Here is a 19,132-nt window from a genome sequence, read left to right as displayed (position 1 = left end):
GTGGTGGGAGCCGACCCTGTCGGCGATCCCGCGGCAGCGGGCCAGATCGAGGCAAGCACCCATCGCCGACAAGGTCGGCTCCCACAAAAGCCTCCCACAAACGCCTCGAGGCACGGCACTCAAGCAATCAAGCGCAACGCGAACGGATACCGATAGGTGCCGTTCTGGCTCACCCGTATCGCCGCGATGATGCAGAACACGAGGTTGAACAACCACAGCAGCGGCGTAAGGAACGCACCGATGATGACGAAGGCGAGCACCCAGCAGATCACATAGCCGATCAGCACGGTGATCTGGAAGTTCAGCGCCTCCTTGGCCTCGGTCACCAGGTAGCTCTTTTCGGCGCGGTCCTTATGAACCAGCCAGACGATGAGGGGCACGATGATGCTGAAGATGATCCCCGAGAGATGGGTCAGCATCGCGATGTTCTTGTCGTCGGTATTGGGCGCCACGGGATCGGTGGACTCGTACGGCGGCGGGGACGGCGGGGGCGACGGCGGGACTTGATCGGACGGCGTACTCATGGCGGAACTCCGTGGGCGATGTCGCGCCCACTGTCCGATTCGGCCGGCCGCCTGTCAAGCCGACTTGCGGCACATGGGCGGCCCGCCCTTCCCGGCGATCACTCGCCGGCGATCGTCATCTTCTCGACCAGCCAGGAACCGGTGAGGATATGCGAACGGCGGTCGACATCCGCGCCCACCGCCACCAGGTTCGCGTACATGTCGCGCAGGTTGGCGGCGATGGTGATCTCCTCGACCGGATAGGCGATCTGGCCGTTCTCGACCCAGAAGCCCGATGCGCCGCGCGAGTAATCGCCGGTGACGATGGACACGCCCTGCCCCATCACCTCGGTCACCAGCAGGCCGGTGCCCAGCTTGCGCAGCATGCCGGCGAAGTCGTCGTCACCCGTTTTCACGAAGAGGTTGTGCACGCCGCCCGCGTTGCCGGTGGACTTCAGGCCCAGCTTGCGCGCGGAGTAGCTGCCGAGGATGTAGCGCTGCAGCACGCCGTCGACCACGAGGGGTGCGTCGAGCGTGGCCACGCCTTCGGCATCGAACACCGACGATCCCAGGCCACGCGGAATCAAGGGCTTTTCGTCGATGCGGAACCACGACGGCAGGATCTGCTTGCCTTCGTGATCCACCAGGAAGCTCGAGCGGCGATACAGCGAACCCCCGCTCACGGCGCCCAGCAGATGGCCGAGCAGCGATCGCGCCACCTCCGGTGCGAACAGGACCGGCGCCTGACGGGTACCGATGCGCCGTGAACCGAGGCGCGACAGCGTGCGTTCGGCGGCCTTGCGGCCGATCGCGGCGGCGTCCATGAAATCGCCCGCATGGCGCACGCTGTCGTACCAATAATCGCGCTGCATGCCATCGTCGTCGCCCGCGATCAGGGCCACCGAGAGCGAATGCCGCGTGCCACGCTCGCGGCCGAGGAAGCCGTGGGAATTGGCGTACACCGAGAGACTTTGTCCCGCATTCACGCTGGAACCATCGGAATTCGTGATGCCGGCGACGGCGCGGCCGGCCTCCTCGATCTCCTGGCCCAGGGCGATGGCCCCGTCGACGTCGATGTCCCATGGATGCCAGAGGTCGAGGTCGGGGAACGACGTGGCCATGCGATCGGCGTCCGCAAGGCCGGAAGCAGGGTCTTCTTCGGTGAACCGGGCGATGGCGCAGGCTTGGTCGATGGTGGCCTGGATCGAATCCAGGTTGAGGTCGGCGGTGCTGGCCGAGCCCTTGCGCTGGCCGAAGTACACGGTCAGGGCAAAACCCCGGTCGCGCGTGTGTTCCACCGTCTCCACCTCGCCCAGGCGCACGTTCACGTTCAGGCCCACGTCGACACTGGCGGAAACCTCGGCCTGGGTCGCTCCCGCGGCGCGGGCACGGCGGATCGTGTCCTCGGCCAGGCTGGCAAGGCGATTGAGGTCCTGGTGGCTGGTGTCGAGGGTGGAAACTTGGCTCACGTGGGCATCCCGGGGGCTGGCGGTTAGAATGGCAGGCCGCACGCGGCCAACCCGATACAGATGGGGTCGCGTCACCCGATCAAAAGCAACGCACCGCGCATGGTGCCATGGAAATACCGTATGAGCGTCCGTGTCGGCTATTACCGCCACTTCAAGGGCATGCCCTACCGAGTGCTGGGTACCGCCCTGCACAGTGAGTCGATGGAGGAAATGGTCGTCTACCAGGACCTCTACGACCAGCACCGCCTGTGGGTGCGTCCCGCCGCGATGTTCGCCGAGACGGTGGAGCGCGACGGCAAGACCTTTCCCCGTTTCACGTTCGAGCGCGAAGCGGATTTCAAGCCCATCACGGATGCCCAGCCATGAAGCCTGTCGACGACCGCCCGCACGACGGGGACGAAGAGGACTTCGGTCCGAGCCGTAGCGAAAAGCGCCGCAATGCCCTGGACATCCTGAAGCTGGCCGGCCAGCTCATGGAATTGCCACCGAGCCGCATTCCGAAATTGAACCTGCCCGACGACATCGTCGAGGAGATCGGGCGGACGCGGAAGATCACCGCGCATATCGCACGCAAGCGCCAGCTGGCCTTCCTCGCCAAGCAGATGCGCCGGCATGGCGACGAGGCCTTCACCGATGCACGTGCCGCGTTGGGCGAGGATCGCGACCGCCAGCGGCAGGAAGCCGCGCACATGCATCGTCTCGAAGCGCGGCGCGAACGCCTGATGGAAGGTGGCGATGTCGCCCTCGGCGAATTGTTCGACCAGTACCCGGATCTCGACCGCCAGCACCTGCGCTCGCTGGTCCGCCAGGCCAAGGCGGAGCGTGAGGCGAACAAGCCGCTGCACGCGTTTCGCGAGTTGTACCGGATATTGAAAGAGCTGGAAGCCGCCTCCCCAGAGGAATAAGGGCCCGATGGAAAGGCTCTGTTGGAATGATCTGGTGGGAAGCCGCTTCAGCGGCGATGGGTGCTTGCCTTAACCCGGCCCGCTGCCGCGGGATCGCCGACAAGTCGGCTCCCACAGGTCTCTACCGGCTACCACCGGGTTATTGGCTCTCGCCGGGTCATGAAAAAGGGCGGTGGATTTCTCCACCGCCCTTTCCTTTTCGCCGGATTTTACCGCTTATCGCTTAGAAGCCGATCCCGAGTTCGAGATGCTCCGGTTGGGTCTCGATCAGCGTCGAGCTCTGGTCGGAAACGTCGTCGTACGCGAAACCGTAAGCCTTGCCATTCACGCCGTGCAGGTGCCAGAAGCGTGAATAGTAGTTGGCCGGCGACTGCTGGTAGAACGAACCGGCATCTTTCCATAGCGTGGTGTCTTCCATCACATGACGGTTGAACGCGGCACAGATCTGCGCTTCGAGCTGTCCTTCCACTCCCCAGGGATCGCTCGACCGGGCCAGCGCGCCCTTGCCTTCGAGTACGTCCTGCGTGTTGGGCTTGGCCACCTTGAACAGCATGCCTTCCGGCTCGTCCTGTTCGTGCGTGTCCGCCCAATTGGCGTGGGTGAAGGTCAATACGCCATCGATCACGGTGCCTTCGAACTGCTTGTTGCCGATCGTCATCTGCAGCACGTGGTCCTGGTAATACGTCCACGACCGGTCGATGTAGTCGTCGAAGTAGTGGCCCTGCGGCTGCCCGGCATCGAACGCCGCCTTGCCCGGTGCGAGGATGCGGATCGGGTCGGCTTCCGCCAGCTGGAACTCGGCCGGCACCTCCTGGTTGTACTGGGCGAAGATCTGCGCGCGCGTCTGCGTGATGCCCGACGACTCGTGCCTTGTCTTGTCCCCGCCATACACATCGAGTGACAACGGGATCGAGAACTGGTCGACCTGCGTCGTGTTGATGAAGATGGCGTTGTCGTTCCAGGTGAACTCATACCAGTCGTAGTACACGCCGATGTTCGGGTCGGTACCGTTGAGCGGGTTCGGACCCGCGAAGCCGATCGAACCGTCGGCCGCCTTCAGGATCTTGATGTACATCGGCTCGCCGACCGACACGAAGATCCGTCCCGAGTCCATCTTCGGCAGCTTGAGCAACTTGGCCTGCGCCAGGGTGAAGAAGTAGTTCGGATAGTTCTGGCCGTTCTTGGTCAGATGCCCCGGACCATCGTTGTCCTCCACCGCGGCGGCGGTCAGCGTGCCGTCCGGCTTGACCCACGAGAACACCTGCGAGGCCGGATCGCGGCCGATCACGGCGACGTAGATCTGGTCGTCGCGATATTTGCCGTTGGTCGTGTTGCGCAGCTGCGTACCGATGAAGCCCGGGTACGTCTCGTAGTTGAAGCCCTGCGACGGATCGTTGGCCTGCGGGTTCTCCGGCGGCGTGCCGGTGTCGCCGCTTCCATCGGCTGCATAGACGCCCATTTCCCACAGCGAGTACCCATAGGGGCTCGAACGCTTCAGGCCCGTCATGCGCACGTACTGTGCCGACCTGGCCGGGAAGGTGACGGTTTCCACACCACCCTGGCTGTTCTCGTTGTCGTAAGCCGGCGTCCAGGTCTTGCCATCGATCGAGGTGTCGATGCGGTAGGCGAGCGCATGCGCGTTCTCCCACGACAACACCACCTTGCCGATCACCTGCACCGAACCGAGGTCGACCTGGATCCACTGGTCGTCGGTGAAGCCCGACGACCAACGCGTGCCAGCGTCGCCGTCATTGACGTTCCCGGGCTTGAAGGCGACCGGGTTCTCGCTGTCGGACGCGAGCACCGTTTTCTTCAGGGCGAGATTGCCCGTGGCGGGAACGCCTACGTCGGGCTGCTGCGGCTGGGTCTGCTGCGGCTGGTCGTTCACCGGCTGCTGAGGCTGCGACGTGGCAGCCGCCTGGTAGACCTCGAACTCGAACAGCGAGTTGCCGTAGCCGGTGGCGCGCGCCGTGCTGTTGATGCGCACGTACTGGGCGGTCACCGCCGTGAACGTCTGCGTGTCCACGCCACCCTTGCCGGCGATCGGGTCCTTGAACACCGGCGTCCAGGTGGTGCCGTCGTTGGACGTATCGAGCGTGTACGAACTCGAATACGCGTTCTCCCAGCGCAGGATCACGTGGTCGAAGGTCTTCGGGGCACCGAGGTTCAGCACCAGGTCGGTCGGGTCGATATCCGGCGCGGAGCTCCAGCGGGTCGTGAAATCGCCATCGACCGCCTTGGACGCATCCAGGTCGCCTCGCTCGGGATCGACGTGCGACGACGCGATGGCGCCGAGGGCGATGTTCACGCCACCCTTGCCGTCGCCCGGCGTACCCGGACTCGGCGGGTTGCTGCCGCCACCATCACCCGGTTGTTGCGGTTGTTGCGGCGCCGGGCCAGCCCATGCCGGCGGGTCGAAGCCGTCGGTGGAGTTGTCGACGGTCAACGTCACATCGTCGCTCGCCGTTGTGATCCCCTGGGCGCTGACCACGTTCACACGCAGGACGCTGCCGTTCTGCGCGGCCGTGAGGGCACGCGTCGCGTAGCTGCCATCGGCCGTGCTCGACAGCAGGGACAGGACGTCCTGGTCGTTGGCGTCCTTGGTCACGGTGTACCAGTCGTACGTCAGCGGACCCACGCCCGTCGCGGTCACCGCGAAGTGCGCCGAACGGCCCACGCCCGCCTTCTGGGAGGACGGCTGCCCGGTGATCACCGGAGCGATCGCCTTGGTCCCCTTCACGCACAACACGTGGCCCGGGTTGTTCTCCGCCACTTCGCGATGCACGTCGCCGGTCGAGTTCACCTGGAAGGCGAACGTCGAATCCTTCGGGTCCTTGCCTTCCGTCCAGGTGGTCCAGGCACCCGGGAACGCCGCCGTCGAATAGTTCTGGCCGGCGATGGCCAACGCCTCGGCGACGGTCGGCAAGCGCATGCTCGCCGCGGTGCAGGTCGAGATCGCCACGGACTGCGTGAACTGCGCGCCCTGGTCGGAGAAGCCGCGCTGGATGCGGTCCCACTGCAGGCCACTCAGGGTGTCGGTCACGAGGTTGGAGCCGGTCGTCGTCGTGTAACGGTCGGCCAGGTTGCAGCAGGTGGGTGAGTTGTAAACCTCGAATTCGTACAGCGAGTACCCATAATCCGTCGCACGGGCGAGGCCCTGCATGCGGACATACCGCCCCGTGACGGGCTTGTCGAAGGTGACATCCTCGGTGCCGCCGATGCTCGTGTCGGTGTGGTACGCGACATGGGTATCGAAACCGGTGTTCGGGTCATCCGAGTACTGGATTTCGTACGCGCTGGCGTGCGCGTTCTCCCACTTCAACACGACGCGGTTGAACGTGCGCGAGGCGCCGAGGTCGACCGTGATGAACGCCTTGTCGTCGCCGATCTTCGAACCCCAGCGCGTGGTCTCGTCCCCGTCGACGGCTTGCCACGCCGCCGTGCCCTGCGGATTTTCCACTTCCGAGGCGAGCGTCGCCTTTTCACGCGCCAGGTTCGCACCCGGCGGAGCCAGCGTGAGCTTGGCGGAGGTGGTCGCCGCCGTGCCGGTGATGTTGCTCACCGAGACGGTGTACGTGCCGATATCGCCGGGCTGCACCGACGGAATCGTCAGCGTCGGCAGGTCGTCGCCGACCGGCGTTCCGTCGTGCGACCACTTGTAGTGGAACGGCGAGGTACCGGCCACCAGCGTGGATGCATCGAAGATGGCCGGCTGGCCGGGGTTGGCGCGAACGTCGGCCATCGTTCCGGTGATCACCGGCGGACGCGCCGCGTTCACGGTGAGCGGAGCGGTGATCGACGGCACGGAACTGCCGAAATTGCTGACGACCACGGAGTAACCGACGTTGTTATCGGCCACGCTCAGCGTCGGCGTGTCATAGGTCGGGTTCGTCGCACCCGGAATAGGCGCGTTGTTCTTCATCCACTGATAGGCGAGCGTCGGCGATCCCGATGCCGCGACCTGGAAGCGGGCGCTCTGACCCTCGTCCACGTTTTGCGGCTGCGGCTGGGCCGAGATCACGACCTGGCTGAAGGGAAACACCTTGAGCGTGGCCGGCGCCGATGCCTGGTCCGGCCCCTGGCCGTGGACGACGACGGAATACGTGGAACCGTCATCCGCCAGCGTCGTCGCTGGCGTGGTGTAGCTCGCACCCGTCGCACCCGGGATCTCGACGCCATTCTTCTTCCAGGTGAAGGTCAGCGGCGGAGCGCCCGAGGCCGTCACGGAGAAACGCCCGGAGTCGCCGACGGTGATCTGCTGGCCGATGGGTTGCGCGATGATGGCCGGCGGACCGGAGACGGTCGGCGCGGCGGGCACATCGACGATGTCGAACGTCGCGGAGCCCGCCAGGAGACCCGGTGCCGAGGCGGTCACCGTGACCTGGCCAGCCGCGAACTTCGAACGCAACGCGATCTTCTGCAAGCCGCCTTCGAACTGCAGTTCATGCGAACCCGGCGAGTGGTAGCTGTGCAGCGGCTCCGGAATGTAGACGCCCGGGTTGGCCGGCTGCTCGCCCGGCTGGAGACCGGCGCTGTAGTCGACGTACTGCTGTGTGCCACCTTGATACGTGACGATGCTCGCACCCGATACCACGTCGAACGTCACCTTCTGCGACGCGTCCGGCACGACGACGCCGTTGGCATCGACCACCTTGGCGACGACGAAGGCGGCGTCCGAACCGTTCGCGGTCACCTGGAAGCGGGTGCCGTCCGGCCTGACCACCGCCGGCACGACATCCAGTTCGATATGGTCGGCCGCACCCGCGGTCGTCACCGTATCGGCCACCGGGTGGCCGCTGTCGTCGGTACGCACGTTGCCCACCGCGTCAAGGCACTGTGCGGTCGCGCTGCCCTGCTGCCACGTCACGTTCCAATGGACCTGGCCCGGCAGCTTCGTGGTCGTCTGCGCCTTGTCGGAGCCGACGATCTTGCCGGTCAGTTCGTCCGTCGCGCCGTTCTCGGCGTTATAGGACGCCTCGTCGATCGTGTCCCAGGTGTTGGGGGTCTGGTCGAGCCCCTGCGGCACGCCGTTGATCAGCAGGCGAACCTTCGGGCAATTGCTGAACGCATTGACCTGGATGTCGCCAGCGCGGTTCCAGTGGTGCGCCAGCTTGACGACCGGACGGAGCTCGTAAGGAACCCAGACCGATTCGTAGATGTAGTACAGCATGCGTGGGAAACGGTTCGCGTCGGTCATCGACGCGTTGTTGCCACGAACGTTGTGACGGAACGCCTTGATGGGATTTCCATCGGGATGGTTCGCGATGTTGCCGTTCGCATCACGCTGGTACACCCAGTGCGTGTTGTCCTCGAGGCCTTCCACCATCTCGATGACTTCGCCCGGGGTATCGGACATGTACCACTGCGCCATGCCGAAGGTACCGACCTTGCGCGCCTGCGAATACGGCACGAGGTAGTTCAAGGCGAACGCGAGTTCGTGGTCGTACGAATGGCGCAGCGTGCCCGGCCCCCAGTATTCCGCGCCCCATGCGGGCTTGTTCGGGAACTCCGTGGAATGCAGGTAGGTCTCACAACCCGCCTTCGAGCAGCTGAGGATGTCGCCGTTGGCGGCATCGGGCGTGCGGTCGGCGGCGGCGCGCGGGGCGATGTTGTCCCACGCGCGCGCGAGCGCCCGCAGCTCCACCGCGAAGGGCGTGAACATCGCGCCGTTATCGTGTTCCCAGGCCAGGATCGACGGATGGCTGCGATCGCGGATCACGATGTCGCGATGGACCTCGCGCTTGATCGTCCACATGTCGTTGCAGGCCTTGTCACCGGCCGCGCAGGGATTGGCGAAACCGTTCTCGCCGTCGCCGCTGGGCTGCACGATGAACACGCCCAGGGCGTCGGCGGCCTCGACGAACTCGGGGCTCGACGGCGAGTGGCCGGGACGCCAGAGATTGCCACCACCGGCGGCAAGCTGCTGCAGGTCGCGCCACTGCTGTTCCTCGGGCACCGAGGAACCGAGCGCCGGATAGTCGTAGCGACCCGAGCCACCCCACATGTACTGCTTCTTGCCATTGACGTAGGGGAAGTCCTTGTCCCACGTGATGGTGCGAATACCGAGCGTGCTCTGCTTCGCATCCACCACGACGCCATCGATGCTGACCGTGTGCAACACCTTGTAGAGGTACGGCTTGCCGTCCAGGCTGTTGTTCGGATACCAGAGCGTGGGATGCGGGACCGTCAGCGTCTCGTCGAAGACTGGGGTCTGGTCGCTGGGAACGAAGTTCGGCGCAAGCGTCTTCTGCTGCTGGTCCGATACGACGACGTTGCCCTGGGCGTCGACGATCTGCGTGGTCAGGATGACGGACTTCGGGTCCTTCGTCTCGTTCACGACATTGGTCTGTACGCGAACGGTGGCGGTGCTGTGGTCGGCGGCGATGCTCTGCGTGCCGACGTACGTACCCCACGTGTTCTGGCCTGCGTACACGTTCTCCGGAATATGCACGAAGTTCGTCACGTGCAGTTTTACCGGACGGAACAAGCCGGCCTCGGCTTGGCCGAAGCGGAACGAGCCGGAGAAACCGGGGTCCTCGAAGAAGCCGCCGCCACCGCGGCTGACCTTGACCGCCAACACGTCGGTACCGTCGAACTTCATGAGCGGCGTCAGGTCGACGATATGCGGCAGGAAGCCGATGACGTGGGTGGCGTTTTCATTGGGCTGGCCGGCCTGGTTGAGCACGCCGGTGCCGTGGATGAACTGGCCGTTGAGGTAGACACGGTCACCCGTATGCGCACCCTCGAACTCGACCATCACCTTCTTGCCGGCGAACTTCGCCGAGTCGGTCAGCTTGACGCGATACCAGCTGGTCTCGCCGTCCAGGCTACCCTGGCCGCCACCCGACTCCTGGTTGATGAAGGTGGTGAAGTCGTTGGCCGCGTGCGGGATGCCGACGGTCAGCCAACTGCTGTCGTTGAACGTCGGACTGGCTCCGTCGTCGCCATTGGGCACCGGTGCGTACACCACCGGGTCGTTCGGGTTGACGATGGCCTGCTTGGTGTACTTCCAGGGCCGTGCGCCGAGGTTGATGTCCTGTCGGTCCGACGGCGCGAGCGTGACGGCCTGGGCCGTCGCGGTTACGCCGACGAACGTCAGGGCGAGCAAGGCGCAGAGCCTCGCTCGCCTTTGCGTACTGCCGGGTGATGTGGGTTGTCGTGTCATTGGAGCGGGGTCCCCTGTTTGTGCCGCGTGGGAACAGCGCGATGCTCGACGCGCACGACGCCATGAGCCGGCGAACATGCCGCCGGCTGCCTGGTCGTTCTGCGGTGAGTGGACTGTGAACCCTGATGCCGGTCTGTGCGAGCCCCTGCTGCGCTGCCGGGTTTAGCCATCCATACGCTGTCTTCGCGGATCATCCGCCTGCGGAATGACAGTCACAATACCAAATAGGGTTACCGACCCCGGAACGTCGACCATACGCTCGCGTTCCGTGACATGCGTCCGGTTTAGCGCAAGTGGATAGGTTTGGACAAGACGGCTTTTCAGCGTCGAGGCAGGGGAGCCGTCGGGTGCCGTTCTCTGAGCGATTCCGCAAGGAGGCGAAGGCCGGACGAGGACTTAGCGAACGAGAACGGCACCCGACGGCTCCCCCACCTCGACACGCAAAACGCGATGGCGAAGCCGAGCCAAACTAAGATCAGGCCGCGGTGCCGCCGACGGTCATGCCGTCGACCCGCAGGGTCGGCTGACCCACGCCCACCGGCACGCTCTGACCATCCTTGCCGCACACGCCCACGCCTTCGTCGAGCGCGAGGTCGTTGCCGATCATCGACACGCGCGTGAGCACCTCGGGGCCCGAGCCGACCAGCGTGGCGCCCTTCACCGGTCGGGTGACCTTGCCATCCTCGATGAGGTACGCCTCGCTCGCAGAGAAGACGAACTTGCCGTTGGTGATGTCCACCTGCCCGCCACCGAAGTTCACCGCGTAGATGCCGCGCTTCACCGAGCGGATGATCTCCTCCGGCTCACGGTTGCCTGCGAGCATGTACGTGTTGGTCATGCGCGGCATCGGCAATTGCGCGAACGATTCGCGGCGGCCGTTACCCGTGGACTTCACGCCCATGAGGCGCGCATTGAGCTTGTCCTGCATGTAGCCCTTGAGGATGCCGTTCTCGATCAGCGTGGTGCATTCGGTGGGCGTGCCTTCGTCGTCGATGCTGAGCGATCCGCGCCTGCCCGGCAGCGTGCCGTCGTCGACCACGGTGACGCCCTCGGCCGCCACGCGCTGGCCGATGCGGCCCGCGAACGCGGAACTGCCCTTGCGGTTGAAGTCGCCCTCGAGTCCATGACCGATGGCCTCGTGCAGCAGGATGCCGGGCCAGCCCGGGCCGAGCACGACCGTCATGCTGCCCGCCGGGGCGTCCACGGCCTCGAGGTTGACCAGCGCCTGGCGCACGGCTTCGGCGGCGAACGCATGCGCGCGGCCGTTCTCGATCAGCTCACGGTAGCCATAGCGACCGCCACCTCCCGCGTGGCCCTGCTCGCGGCGTCCGCCCTGTTCGGCGATCACCTGCACGTTCAGGCGCACCAGCGGACGCACGTCGGCGGCGAGCGTGCCATCGGAACCGGCGACCAGGATCGTGTCCATCGTCGCCGCCAGGCTTACCACCACCTGCTTCACCCGCGGGTCCCGCGAACGCGCGTAGGCGTCCACCTCGCGCAGGAGCGCGATCTTTTCCTCGTTCGGAAGGCTTTCCACCGGATCGATGGCCGGATACAGGCCACGTCCCGTGGCGATCGCCAGCGGCTTGCCCGCCCCCGCACCACCCTGGGCGATGGCACGCGCGGCGCGCGACGCCTCCAGCAGCTGCGGCAGGACGATTTCATCCGAGTACGAGAAGCCGGTCTTCTCCCCGGATATCGCCCGTACACCGACGCCCTGCTCGATCGAATGGCTACCATCCTTCACGATGCCTTCCTCCAGCACCCAGGACTCGCTGCGCGAGTGCTGGAAATACAGGTCCGCGGCGTCGATCGAGGGGCCCATCAGCTGGGAAAACACCCGGTCCAGGTCGTTAGAGGCAAGGCCGCCCGGCGTGAGCAGGCGACGTTCGGCGAGGGAAATCAGGGAATCCATCTGGGCAGCCGGTAGGGAAAGCGGGAGGCCCTTTATCTGGGGCCGAGGGTGTCCAGCTTAAACCCCGCCGCCTTTGTCGTGAATGGTAGGATGTGGTGGGCTTGACGGATAAGGATGCTCCATGAGCGAGGGAAGAAAGCGGGCATTCGCCCGGCGGTTGGCCAAGGCGCCAATAGACCGCGCCGAGTCCGTGGTCGACGAGACGCGCGACTTGCTGAAGCGGAGCGGCGAACTGGATCCTCGCAAGGCGATGGTCAGTACGGCTATCGCGCTCTCACTCGGCGTGCTGTCCCTGCTGGCCGTCCTGGCCTTTCACTTTCCGCAGTACCTCACGACACCGGACCTCAGGCACAAGTACTCCGTGGACGTGCTGCGCCAGATACTTCTGGGTGGCCTCCTGGTGGCGGGAGGCCTGTCGCTGGCCAACGTCGTGCTGGGACGCAAACGCAATCTGAACATCGCCGCGTTCCTGCTGGTGCTCGTCGCCGTCGTGCTGGGTGGGTCCCGCGTGCCCGTGGGCAATTTCCCTGCGCACACGCCTTATATCGGGCTCGACTGGTTCATCCTCGACCTGCTCGGGTCGACGGTACTGTTCGTGATCATCGAGAAACTGTTCCCGTTGTATCGCGGGCAGACGCTGTTCCGGTTCGAATGGCAAACCGACATGAAGCACTTCGCCGTGAACCATTTCATCGTCGGCCTCGCGCTGCTGATCGTGAACTTCCTTATTCACCACGCCTTCGGCTGGCTGGTGAACAGCGAGTTCCAACGCATGATCGCGAGCATCTGGTTCGTGCCACAGCTGCTGCTATGCGTATTGGTGGCGGACCTGGCCCAGTACTGGACACACCGCGCTTATCACGAAGTCCCTTTCCTCTGGCGGTTTCATGCCGTGCACCACAGCGTGAAGACGATGGACTGGCTGGCGGGGTCGCGCCAACACATGCTGGAATTGATCGTCACGCGCGTGCTCGTTCTTGCGCCCCTCTATGTTCTCGGCTTCAGCGAGGCGGTGATGAATGCATACATCATCGTCGTAGGCTTCCAGGCCGTGTTCAATCATGCCAACGTCCACCTGCCATGGGGACCTTTGAAATTCGTCCTCGTCACCCCGGACTTCCACCATTGGCATCACGCGTCGGATGACGAGGCGATCGACAAGAACTACGCGGCGCACTATGCCTTCCTCGATCACATCTTCGGCACCGCTGTGAGATCGACGAAGCGGTTTCCGGAGAAATATGGCGTCGTCGGCGATTACATGCCCGACGGCTTCGTTTCCCAACAGTTATTTCCGTTCCGGCGGCAGAAGCGTTGAGGACGATCAGGTCCTTTCGGAAGAAGGACGACGTTTCGATGAAGGGGCCTCCACGGAAAGCTCCGCCCACGGCACGATCGCCGCGAGTGCTTCCGCCATTCGTGGCCTGGTCATCTCACGATCGTAGTCAGCCTGCAGTCCTGTCCAGAATTCGTCGGACATGCCGAAGAAGCGCGAAAGGCGAAGTCCCGTGTCCGCGGTGACGGCACGTTTGCCCGCGATGATTTCACCGATCCTCACGGCCGGAACGCCGATGGACTTGGCCAGCCGATATTTGGTGATACCCATGGGTTTCAGGAACTCCTCGAGCAGAATCTCTCCCGGGTGCGGGTAGGGAACCTCACGCATCTCGTGCTCTCCTTTCATGGATAGTAACGCCGCTCGATAATAACGAGCTACGATACTATTCGCAATGATTTTACCGATCTGCCAGCGCGCGGCGCTGGCTGGCGTCAGCGCGCTTCAGTCGAGGTCGAGGGGCCGCCCTTGTCGATGGGCGTGAAGACAGGTTTATCCCAACTGCCGGTGACGTGGTAACGCTTGCGCGCCGCCTGGTTGAGGCCCCTGCCCAGGATGCCTTGCACGGCCAGGCCCGCCGCCGCACCCACCGGGCCGCCCGCGAGGGCGCCCACGACCGGAAGGCTGCTACCGAGGTGCGGAACGACCAGCACCTCCTGGTCGTAGTCGCGCGCCTTGAGGCCGGCGCGGCCGGTGATCGTGATCTCCGCGGCGGGTGCGCGGATCTTCAGGTTCTGCGTCGTGGCGTTGCCGTCGGCGAAACGGAAATCGCCCGTGATCGAGTCGAAGGCGAAGCCCTTGCCCAGGACATCGCCGAAATCCAGCGACAGGCGCCGTGGGAGTTCGGTGACCGAGACGAGGCCGAACAGCCGGCCCACGCCGGGCTGTACTTCGAGGATGCGTCCGTTGGCGACGTCGACCCTCAGGGTGCCATCCATGTTCGCCAGCGCCAGCGCGGAAGGGCCGCCGGGCCACGCCGCATCCAGCCGTGCTTCGGCACGGCCACCCTGCAAGATACCGGCGAAGCCGAGCGCATCGAACATGCGTGCGACGTCCTCGGAAGCGAAGTCCATCGACAGGTGGGTGCGGCTGCGCTTCTCGTCACCGTTCCAGTCGCCCGTGGCGGTGATCTGGATGTTCTTCGACTGCGCCCGCAGCTGGTCGATGTGCATGCCTTCGTCGGTCGGCCAGGTTTCCAGCCGTGCCTCGCCGAGGCGCGCCTTGCCCAGCCGCATGTCGGTCACTTGCAGATGCAACGGCGGCAGGCTGGCGGGAGCCACGCCGGCTTCGTTCGCATCCGGCGGCTTCTGCGCCTGCGGGGGTATTGCTTTCGCCTCGTCCGCCTTGGCCACCGTGGCGGCGGTGACCGTGGCGGCACCCGCCGCCGTCTTGCCTTTCTTCGCGGCATCGGCCGCGTCGTCGGCGGCGGGCCACCACAGGCGATCCATGCGCGCGGTGATGCCACGGCGGCGCAGTTCATCGTTCGGCACGGTCATCTGGCCGACCATGGCGTCGCTGTCCACGCGCAATGACAGTGCTTGCGGACCGGGACGGGCGACGAGGTGCATGTTGGCGAAATGCTGGCCGAAGACTTCGCCGTCGTCCGCGCTCACGTCCAACGCCGACAAGCCGGGCCCGCTGCCGCCGGTGGAAAGACCGACCACGTACTGGACCCAGCCGGACACATCGAGCCTTGGAGCGTGCCCGCCGATCAGGTAACCCTGCGCGGGCATCGTCGCGGGCACCGTGCTGCCGAGATTGAACGCCGCGGCGATAGGAGCCGTGTCGGTCGGCAGCCGCAGGCGTCCACGCACCACGTCGCCCAGGGCGACATCCAGGCGCGCGCCATCCACGGGAAGCCCGACACGTACCGAGAGCGGCGTGGCGGTGTTCGCCGGCTTCTTCACCGGCGTGGGCATCGTCAGTTCCACGCCTCGCAGGTCGGAATCGACGCGCAGCATCTGCGCGGTGGTGTCGCCCTGCCCCGTCTTGCTCAGGTCGAAGCCGATGCGGAACGTGCCGCGTCCCTTCGCGACGTCACCCAACCATTTCAGGTTTTCGAAACCGCCGACCATCTCGTCGACCGTGAAGGCGCCCGTGAGCGATGCATCGACGATCTTCGCCGGATCACCCGTCGCACCCGCGATGGCGACGTCGAGATCGGCTGGCTGGCCGCGATAGGCGGTCTTCAGGCCTTTCGCGGAGAAGCCCGTGCCGTCGAACGTCATGGGCCCGGTGATCTTGTCGAGACGCAGCTTCCACGCGTCGGCGACGAGATCCGCGTCCTTGATGGTGGCCTTGCCTTCCAGCGTGAAGTCCTTCGCGCTCTTCAGGGGCATCAGCAGGTTGAAGCCGAATTCGCCGGTGCCGCCGAGCTTCATCGCGTCGAGCGCCTCGCGGCTGCGACTGGCGACCGGGCTGTTCTTGATGAAGTCGAGGTAGCTGCCACCCGTTCCCGCGCCACTCACCTTGAGATCGAGGATGCCATCGGCGAAGTCGGGAATGGCCGCCGACGCGGAACTCACGGCGTTGCCGAGCGAGTGGCCTTCGGTCGCCTCGACGTACATGCCGTTGCCGATGAAGTTGGCGACGGCGGCGACGCCCTCGGCGCGCGGCCATCCCGTGCCGTATTCGAGCACCAGGTCGGCGATCGCGGCGCGTGCCTCGAAGCGCCCTTCCTGGTTCTTGAACGGAAACTCGCGCAGGTTGCCGCGTAGCAACGCCGAGCCTCCCTCGATGCGACCGGACACGAGGCCGCGGTTGAGCCAGTTCTGGGCGCCTTCGGACATCGAGTGGATCGGCCAGAAGAGTTTGGCGGCCGGCACCTCGCCTTCGCCGAGCGCGACATATATGTCCATGAACGGGCCGGTGTCGGCCGCCGGCAGGACGAGCTCGCCACGCATCTGGCCGCCATATCCCTCGCCGCGGAAATCGAGCGGGTCGACACCGACGTGCCAGTCACCTTCGTCCTTGTACACCGCGATGTCGCCGCCGAGGGAGGCCATGACGAATGGTTTGCGGAACACCCCCGTGGCGTCGATCGTGGTGGGCTGCTTCGGCAGGCTGAGCGCCAGTGCCTCGCCATCGCCGAACACCTCGCCTTTCAACGAGGACACGCCAGGCAAGCCGCCACTGGCGTCGATGCCCACGCCGGAAAAGGTGCCGTGAGCGAAGCTCACGCCGTCGACGGAGTTCCAGTCGGCGCGTAGCTGGTCGAAGCGTCCATGCGGATGCCCTTCGCCGAGCCAGCGCGCCAGCGATGGCGACACCTGCGGCAAGACGCCTGCCCAGGGCAGCAAGGGCGCCAGGTCGAGCGTGCGTCCGACCAGCGTACCGTCGCTGCGCTCCCCGGACTTGCGCAGCACGAGGGCGAGGTCGCTGCCATCATTCCCTGCCCAGTCGATACGTTGCCCATCCGCGGTACGGTGCAAATCGACGATGCCATGCAAGCCCGCGGTGCTGACCGTGCGTGCGGGACCGCGGATGGCGAGGTTGTCGAGGTCGAGCCGCGACGTCGCGCGCACCACGTGCGCATCGCGCCAATCCAGCCACGTTTCGAAACGCCCCTTGCCGCCTGCCAGGGCATAGCCGTCGGCGTCGAAATCGCCGGTGAGCGCCGCGAAATCGACGTCGGCGCCCTTCACGTAGACGCGTCCGTTCGAGCCGTCGTCGGCGAACCGGCCCGCGGCGCTGAGCAGACCGCCGACATGTTCGCGACGCAAGGTGCCTCCAAAACGGATGGTCCGGCCTTGCAGGCTGATCCGCAGTTTGTCGGCCACCAGGCCGTAGTGCCGCTGGCTGGTGTCGTCGGCGATGTCCAGGTGCAGGTTGCCGAGCCAGAGGTCGGCCGACAGGTTGCCCAGGGAGACCTTCTGGGTGCCGCCTCCCGCACCGAAGCCGTCGATGCTCCAGCGGCCGTCGACGGCCCGGCGCAAGCCGAGGCGAAGATCGCTCAGGCGCAGGTTGATGAGATGTCGCGATGGCAGCACGAACGCACCGAAATCGAGCTTCACCGCCGCCTGCGGCAGGTGCAGCGGTTCACCGCCCTCCACGGGCGCGATGGTCACGTCGCGCATCACGAACAGTGGGCCGGACGGTCGCCAGAAGCCTTCCAGCGAGGCGAAACGCACCGGACGATGCAGGCGCTCGCTGAGCATGGCGGCCACGCGTTCCGGATAGCGTGCCGCCAGGGGCAGCAACAACTGGCCGAGCGCCATCACGATCGCGAGGGCGACCAGGAGGCTCGCGACCAGACCCAGGAAGAAGAACCGCAGGCGTCGTGCGCGATGGCGCCAGTGCGGATTCACCGGCCTGGGTTCCGGCGGTGCGCGCCGGGTTCAGAGGAGGACGACATCGAACTGTTCCTGCGAATAATGCTCTTCCGCCTGGAAGCGGATGCTCTTGGCGATGAATTCTTCCAGTTCCGCGACAGCCGCCGATTCCTCCTCGAGGATGCGGCCGACCACCTTGGGGCTGGCCATCACCAGGAGTTTCTGCGCGTTGAACTGGCGCACCGCACGCGTGATCTCACGGAATATCTCGTAGATCACCGTCTCGGCGGTCTTCAGCGTGCCGCGGCCGCTGCACGCGGGGCACGGTTCGCACAACTGGCGTTCCAGGCTTTCGGTGGTGCGCTTGCGGGTCATCTCGACCAGGCCCAGGGCCGACATCGGATAGACCGTGGTCTTCGCGTGATCCTTCGCCAGGCCCTTCTCGAGCATGCGCAATACCTGGCGCTTGTGCTCGTCGTCGATCATGTCGATGAAGTCGATGATGATGATGCCGCCGAGGTTGCGCAGCCGCAGCTGGCGAGCCGCCGCCTGCGCGGCCTCGAGGTTCGTGCGGTACACGGTTTCCTCGAGGTTGCGGGTACCGAGGTAACCGCCCGTGTTGACGTCGATGGTGGTCATCGCTTCGGTCTGGTCGACGATCAGGTAGCCGCCCGATTTCAGCGGCACTTCCTTGCGCAGCGCACGCTGGATCTCGTCCTCCACGCCATAGAGGTCGAAGATCGGCCGTTCGCCCGCGTAGTGCTCGATGCGGTCGGACAGCACCGGCATGAACTTGTGCACGAACTTGACCGTTTTCTCGTAGGTTTCGCGTGAATCCACGCGAACCTTCTCGATGCCGTCGTTGAGCGAATCGCGCAGGGAGCGCAGCGGCAGCGAGAGTTCCTCGTACACGCGTTCGCCGACCTTGGCCTTCTGGATGTTCTCCTGCACCACGCGCCAGACCTTGCCGAGGTAGGTCACGTCGAACGCGAGCGATTCCTCCGACTGGCCTTCCGCGTTGGTGCGCACGATATAGCCCAGGTGGTTCTCGCCGATCAGCGGGTTGAGGATGTCCTTGAGCCGCTGGCGCTCGGTTTCTTCCTCGATGCGCACCGACACGCCCAACGTGCGCGAATGCGGCAGCAGGACGAGGTAGCGCGACGGGATCGACAGGTGCGTGGAAAGCCGCGCGCCCTTGCTGCCGATCGGGTCCTTGACCACCTGCACGACGATTTCCTGTCCCTCGTGCACCAATTCGGAGATCGACGGCACCGGCCCATGGCCGTTGCCCTTGCCGTCCACGGGCGCATCGGTCGGCGGCAACGGCGGACGCACGATGTCGGAGGCGTGCAGGAACGCGGCACGCTCCAGCCCGATCTCCACGAACACGGCCTGCATGCCGGGCATCACGCGCTGGACGCGGCCTTTGTACACGTTGCCCACGTAGCCACGCTTCTGCGCACGCTCCACGTGGACTTCCTGGAGCATGCCGTTCTCGACGATCGCCACCCGCGTCTCACGCGGCGTGACATTGATCAGTATTTCCTCGCTCACCGGCGCCCCTTTTC

At 65.4% G+C, this 19,132-nt stretch carries 10 protein-coding genes; 3 read left to right on the top strand and 7 right to left on the bottom strand.

Annotated elements, in window-relative coordinates; genetic code table 11:
- Positions 1 to 119 precede the first annotated feature (119 nt).
- Both AB6730_RS17165 and pmbA read right to left on the bottom strand, forming a co-directional pair.
- The gene (locus tag AB6730_RS17165) at positions 120 to 524 is read right to left on the bottom strand and encodes a DUF4870 domain-containing protein (RefSeq protein WP_371024820.1); all 405 of its coding nucleotides are present in this window, start codon (positions 522 to 524) and stop codon (positions 120 to 122) included.
- Between the two features lie 98 nt (positions 525 to 622).
- Complete coding sequence (gene pmbA / locus AB6730_RS17160; protein ID WP_371024819.1) at positions 623 to 1,972, bottom strand: metalloprotease PmbA; 1,350 nt, start codon at positions 1,970 to 1,972, stop codon at positions 623 to 625.
- Between the two features lie 120 nt (positions 1,973 to 2,092).
- Here pmbA and AB6730_RS17155 point away from each other — a divergent pair, with 120 nt between their 5' ends.
- Both AB6730_RS17155 and yjgA read left to right on the top strand, forming a co-directional pair.
- Complete coding sequence (locus AB6730_RS17155) at positions 2,093 to 2,338, top strand: DUF1653 domain-containing protein (protein ID WP_371024818.1); 246 nt, start codon at positions 2,093 to 2,095, stop codon at positions 2,336 to 2,338.
- Positions 2,335 to 2,877 carry a ribosome biogenesis factor YjgA gene (yjgA, locus tag AB6730_RS17150; RefSeq protein ID WP_371024817.1) on the top strand — a complete coding sequence of 181 codons (543 nt, stop codon included), beginning with the start codon at positions 2,335 to 2,337 and terminating at the stop codon, positions 2,875 to 2,877. Before AB6730_RS17155 ends, yjgA begins: the two co-directional genes overlap by 4 nt.
- 223 nt (positions 2,878 to 3,100) lie before the next feature.
- On the opposite strand, the gene AB6730_RS17145 is transcribed toward yjgA, so the two are convergent.
- Both AB6730_RS17145 and tldD read right to left on the bottom strand, forming a co-directional pair.
- The gene (locus AB6730_RS17145) at positions 3,101 to 9,985 is read right to left on the bottom strand and encodes a beta-1,3-glucanase family protein (RefSeq protein ID WP_371024816.1); all 6,885 of its coding nucleotides are present in this window, start codon (positions 9,983 to 9,985) and stop codon (positions 3,101 to 3,103) included.
- Between the two features lie 532 nt (positions 9,986 to 10,517).
- Positions 10,518 to 11,957, bottom strand: coding sequence for a metalloprotease TldD (gene tldD / locus AB6730_RS17140; protein ID WP_371024815.1), 1,440 nt, complete (start codon positions 11,955 to 11,957; stop codon positions 10,518 to 10,520).
- Positions 11,958 to 12,078: 121 nt separating this feature from the next.
- Between tldD and AB6730_RS17135 the strand changes: the two genes are divergently transcribed.
- Positions 12,079 to 13,275 (top strand): sterol desaturase family protein, encoded by a 1,197-nt coding sequence (locus tag AB6730_RS17135; protein WP_371024814.1) that lies wholly within the window; start codon positions 12,079 to 12,081, stop codon positions 13,273 to 13,275.
- 6 nt (positions 13,276 to 13,281) lie between these two features.
- Here the strand turns inward: AB6730_RS17135 and AB6730_RS17130 are convergent, their stop codons facing one another.
- The 3 genes from AB6730_RS17130 to rng all read right to left on the bottom strand — a co-directional run bounded on the left by AB6730_RS17130 (position 13,282) and on the right by rng (position 19,118).
- Positions 13,282 to 13,623 carry a HigA family addiction module antitoxin gene (locus AB6730_RS17130; protein ID WP_371024813.1) on the bottom strand — a complete coding sequence of 114 codons (342 nt, stop codon included), beginning with the start codon at positions 13,621 to 13,623 and terminating at the stop codon, positions 13,282 to 13,284.
- A gap of 104 nt (positions 13,624 to 13,727) precedes the next feature.
- Positions 13,728 to 17,600: a YhdP family protein gene (locus AB6730_RS17125; protein ID WP_371024812.1), complete on the bottom strand. Its 3,873-nt coding sequence runs from the start codon at positions 17,598 to 17,600 to the stop codon at positions 13,728 to 13,730.
- A gap of 30 nt (positions 17,601 to 17,630) precedes the next feature.
- Entirely contained in the window at positions 17,631 to 19,118 is a 1,488-nt protein-coding gene (gene rng / locus AB6730_RS17120) for a ribonuclease G (RefSeq protein WP_371024811.1), read from the bottom strand.
- Between the last annotated feature and the right edge of the window lie 14 nt (positions 19,119 to 19,132).

Origin of the sequence: Luteibacter sp. RCC_6_2 (assembly GCF_041360655.1) — a bacterium.
In the GTDB taxonomy this organism is placed as follows: Bacteria; Pseudomonadota; Gammaproteobacteria; order Xanthomonadales; family Rhodanobacteraceae; genus Luteibacter.
Note: the sequence above shows the minus strand (reverse complement) of the source record. Positions and strands in the feature narration are given on the sequence as shown.

Bases quoted from the DNA above. Each gene is read 5' to 3' on its own strand.
- AB6730_RS17130 (WP_371024813.1), bottom strand. From the start codon at position 13,623: ATGCGTGAGGTTCCCTACCCGCACCCGGGAGAGATTCTGCTCGAGGAG.
- AB6730_RS17165 (WP_371024820.1), bottom strand. From the start codon at position 524: ATGAGTACGCCGTCCGATCAAGTCCCGCCGTCGCCCCCGCCGTCCCCG.
- AB6730_RS17135 (WP_371024814.1), top strand. From the start codon at position 12,079: ATGAGCGAGGGAAGAAAGCGGGCATTCGCCCGGCGGTTGGCCAAGGCG.
- tldD (WP_371024815.1), bottom strand. From the start codon at position 11,957: ATGGATTCCCTGATTTCCCTCGCCGAACGTCGCCTGCTCACGCCGGGC.
- yjgA (WP_371024817.1), top strand. From the start codon at position 2,335: ATGAAGCCTGTCGACGACCGCCCGCACGACGGGGACGAAGAGGACTTC.
- AB6730_RS17155 (WP_371024818.1), top strand. From the start codon at position 2,093: ATGAGCGTCCGTGTCGGCTATTACCGCCACTTCAAGGGCATGCCCTAC.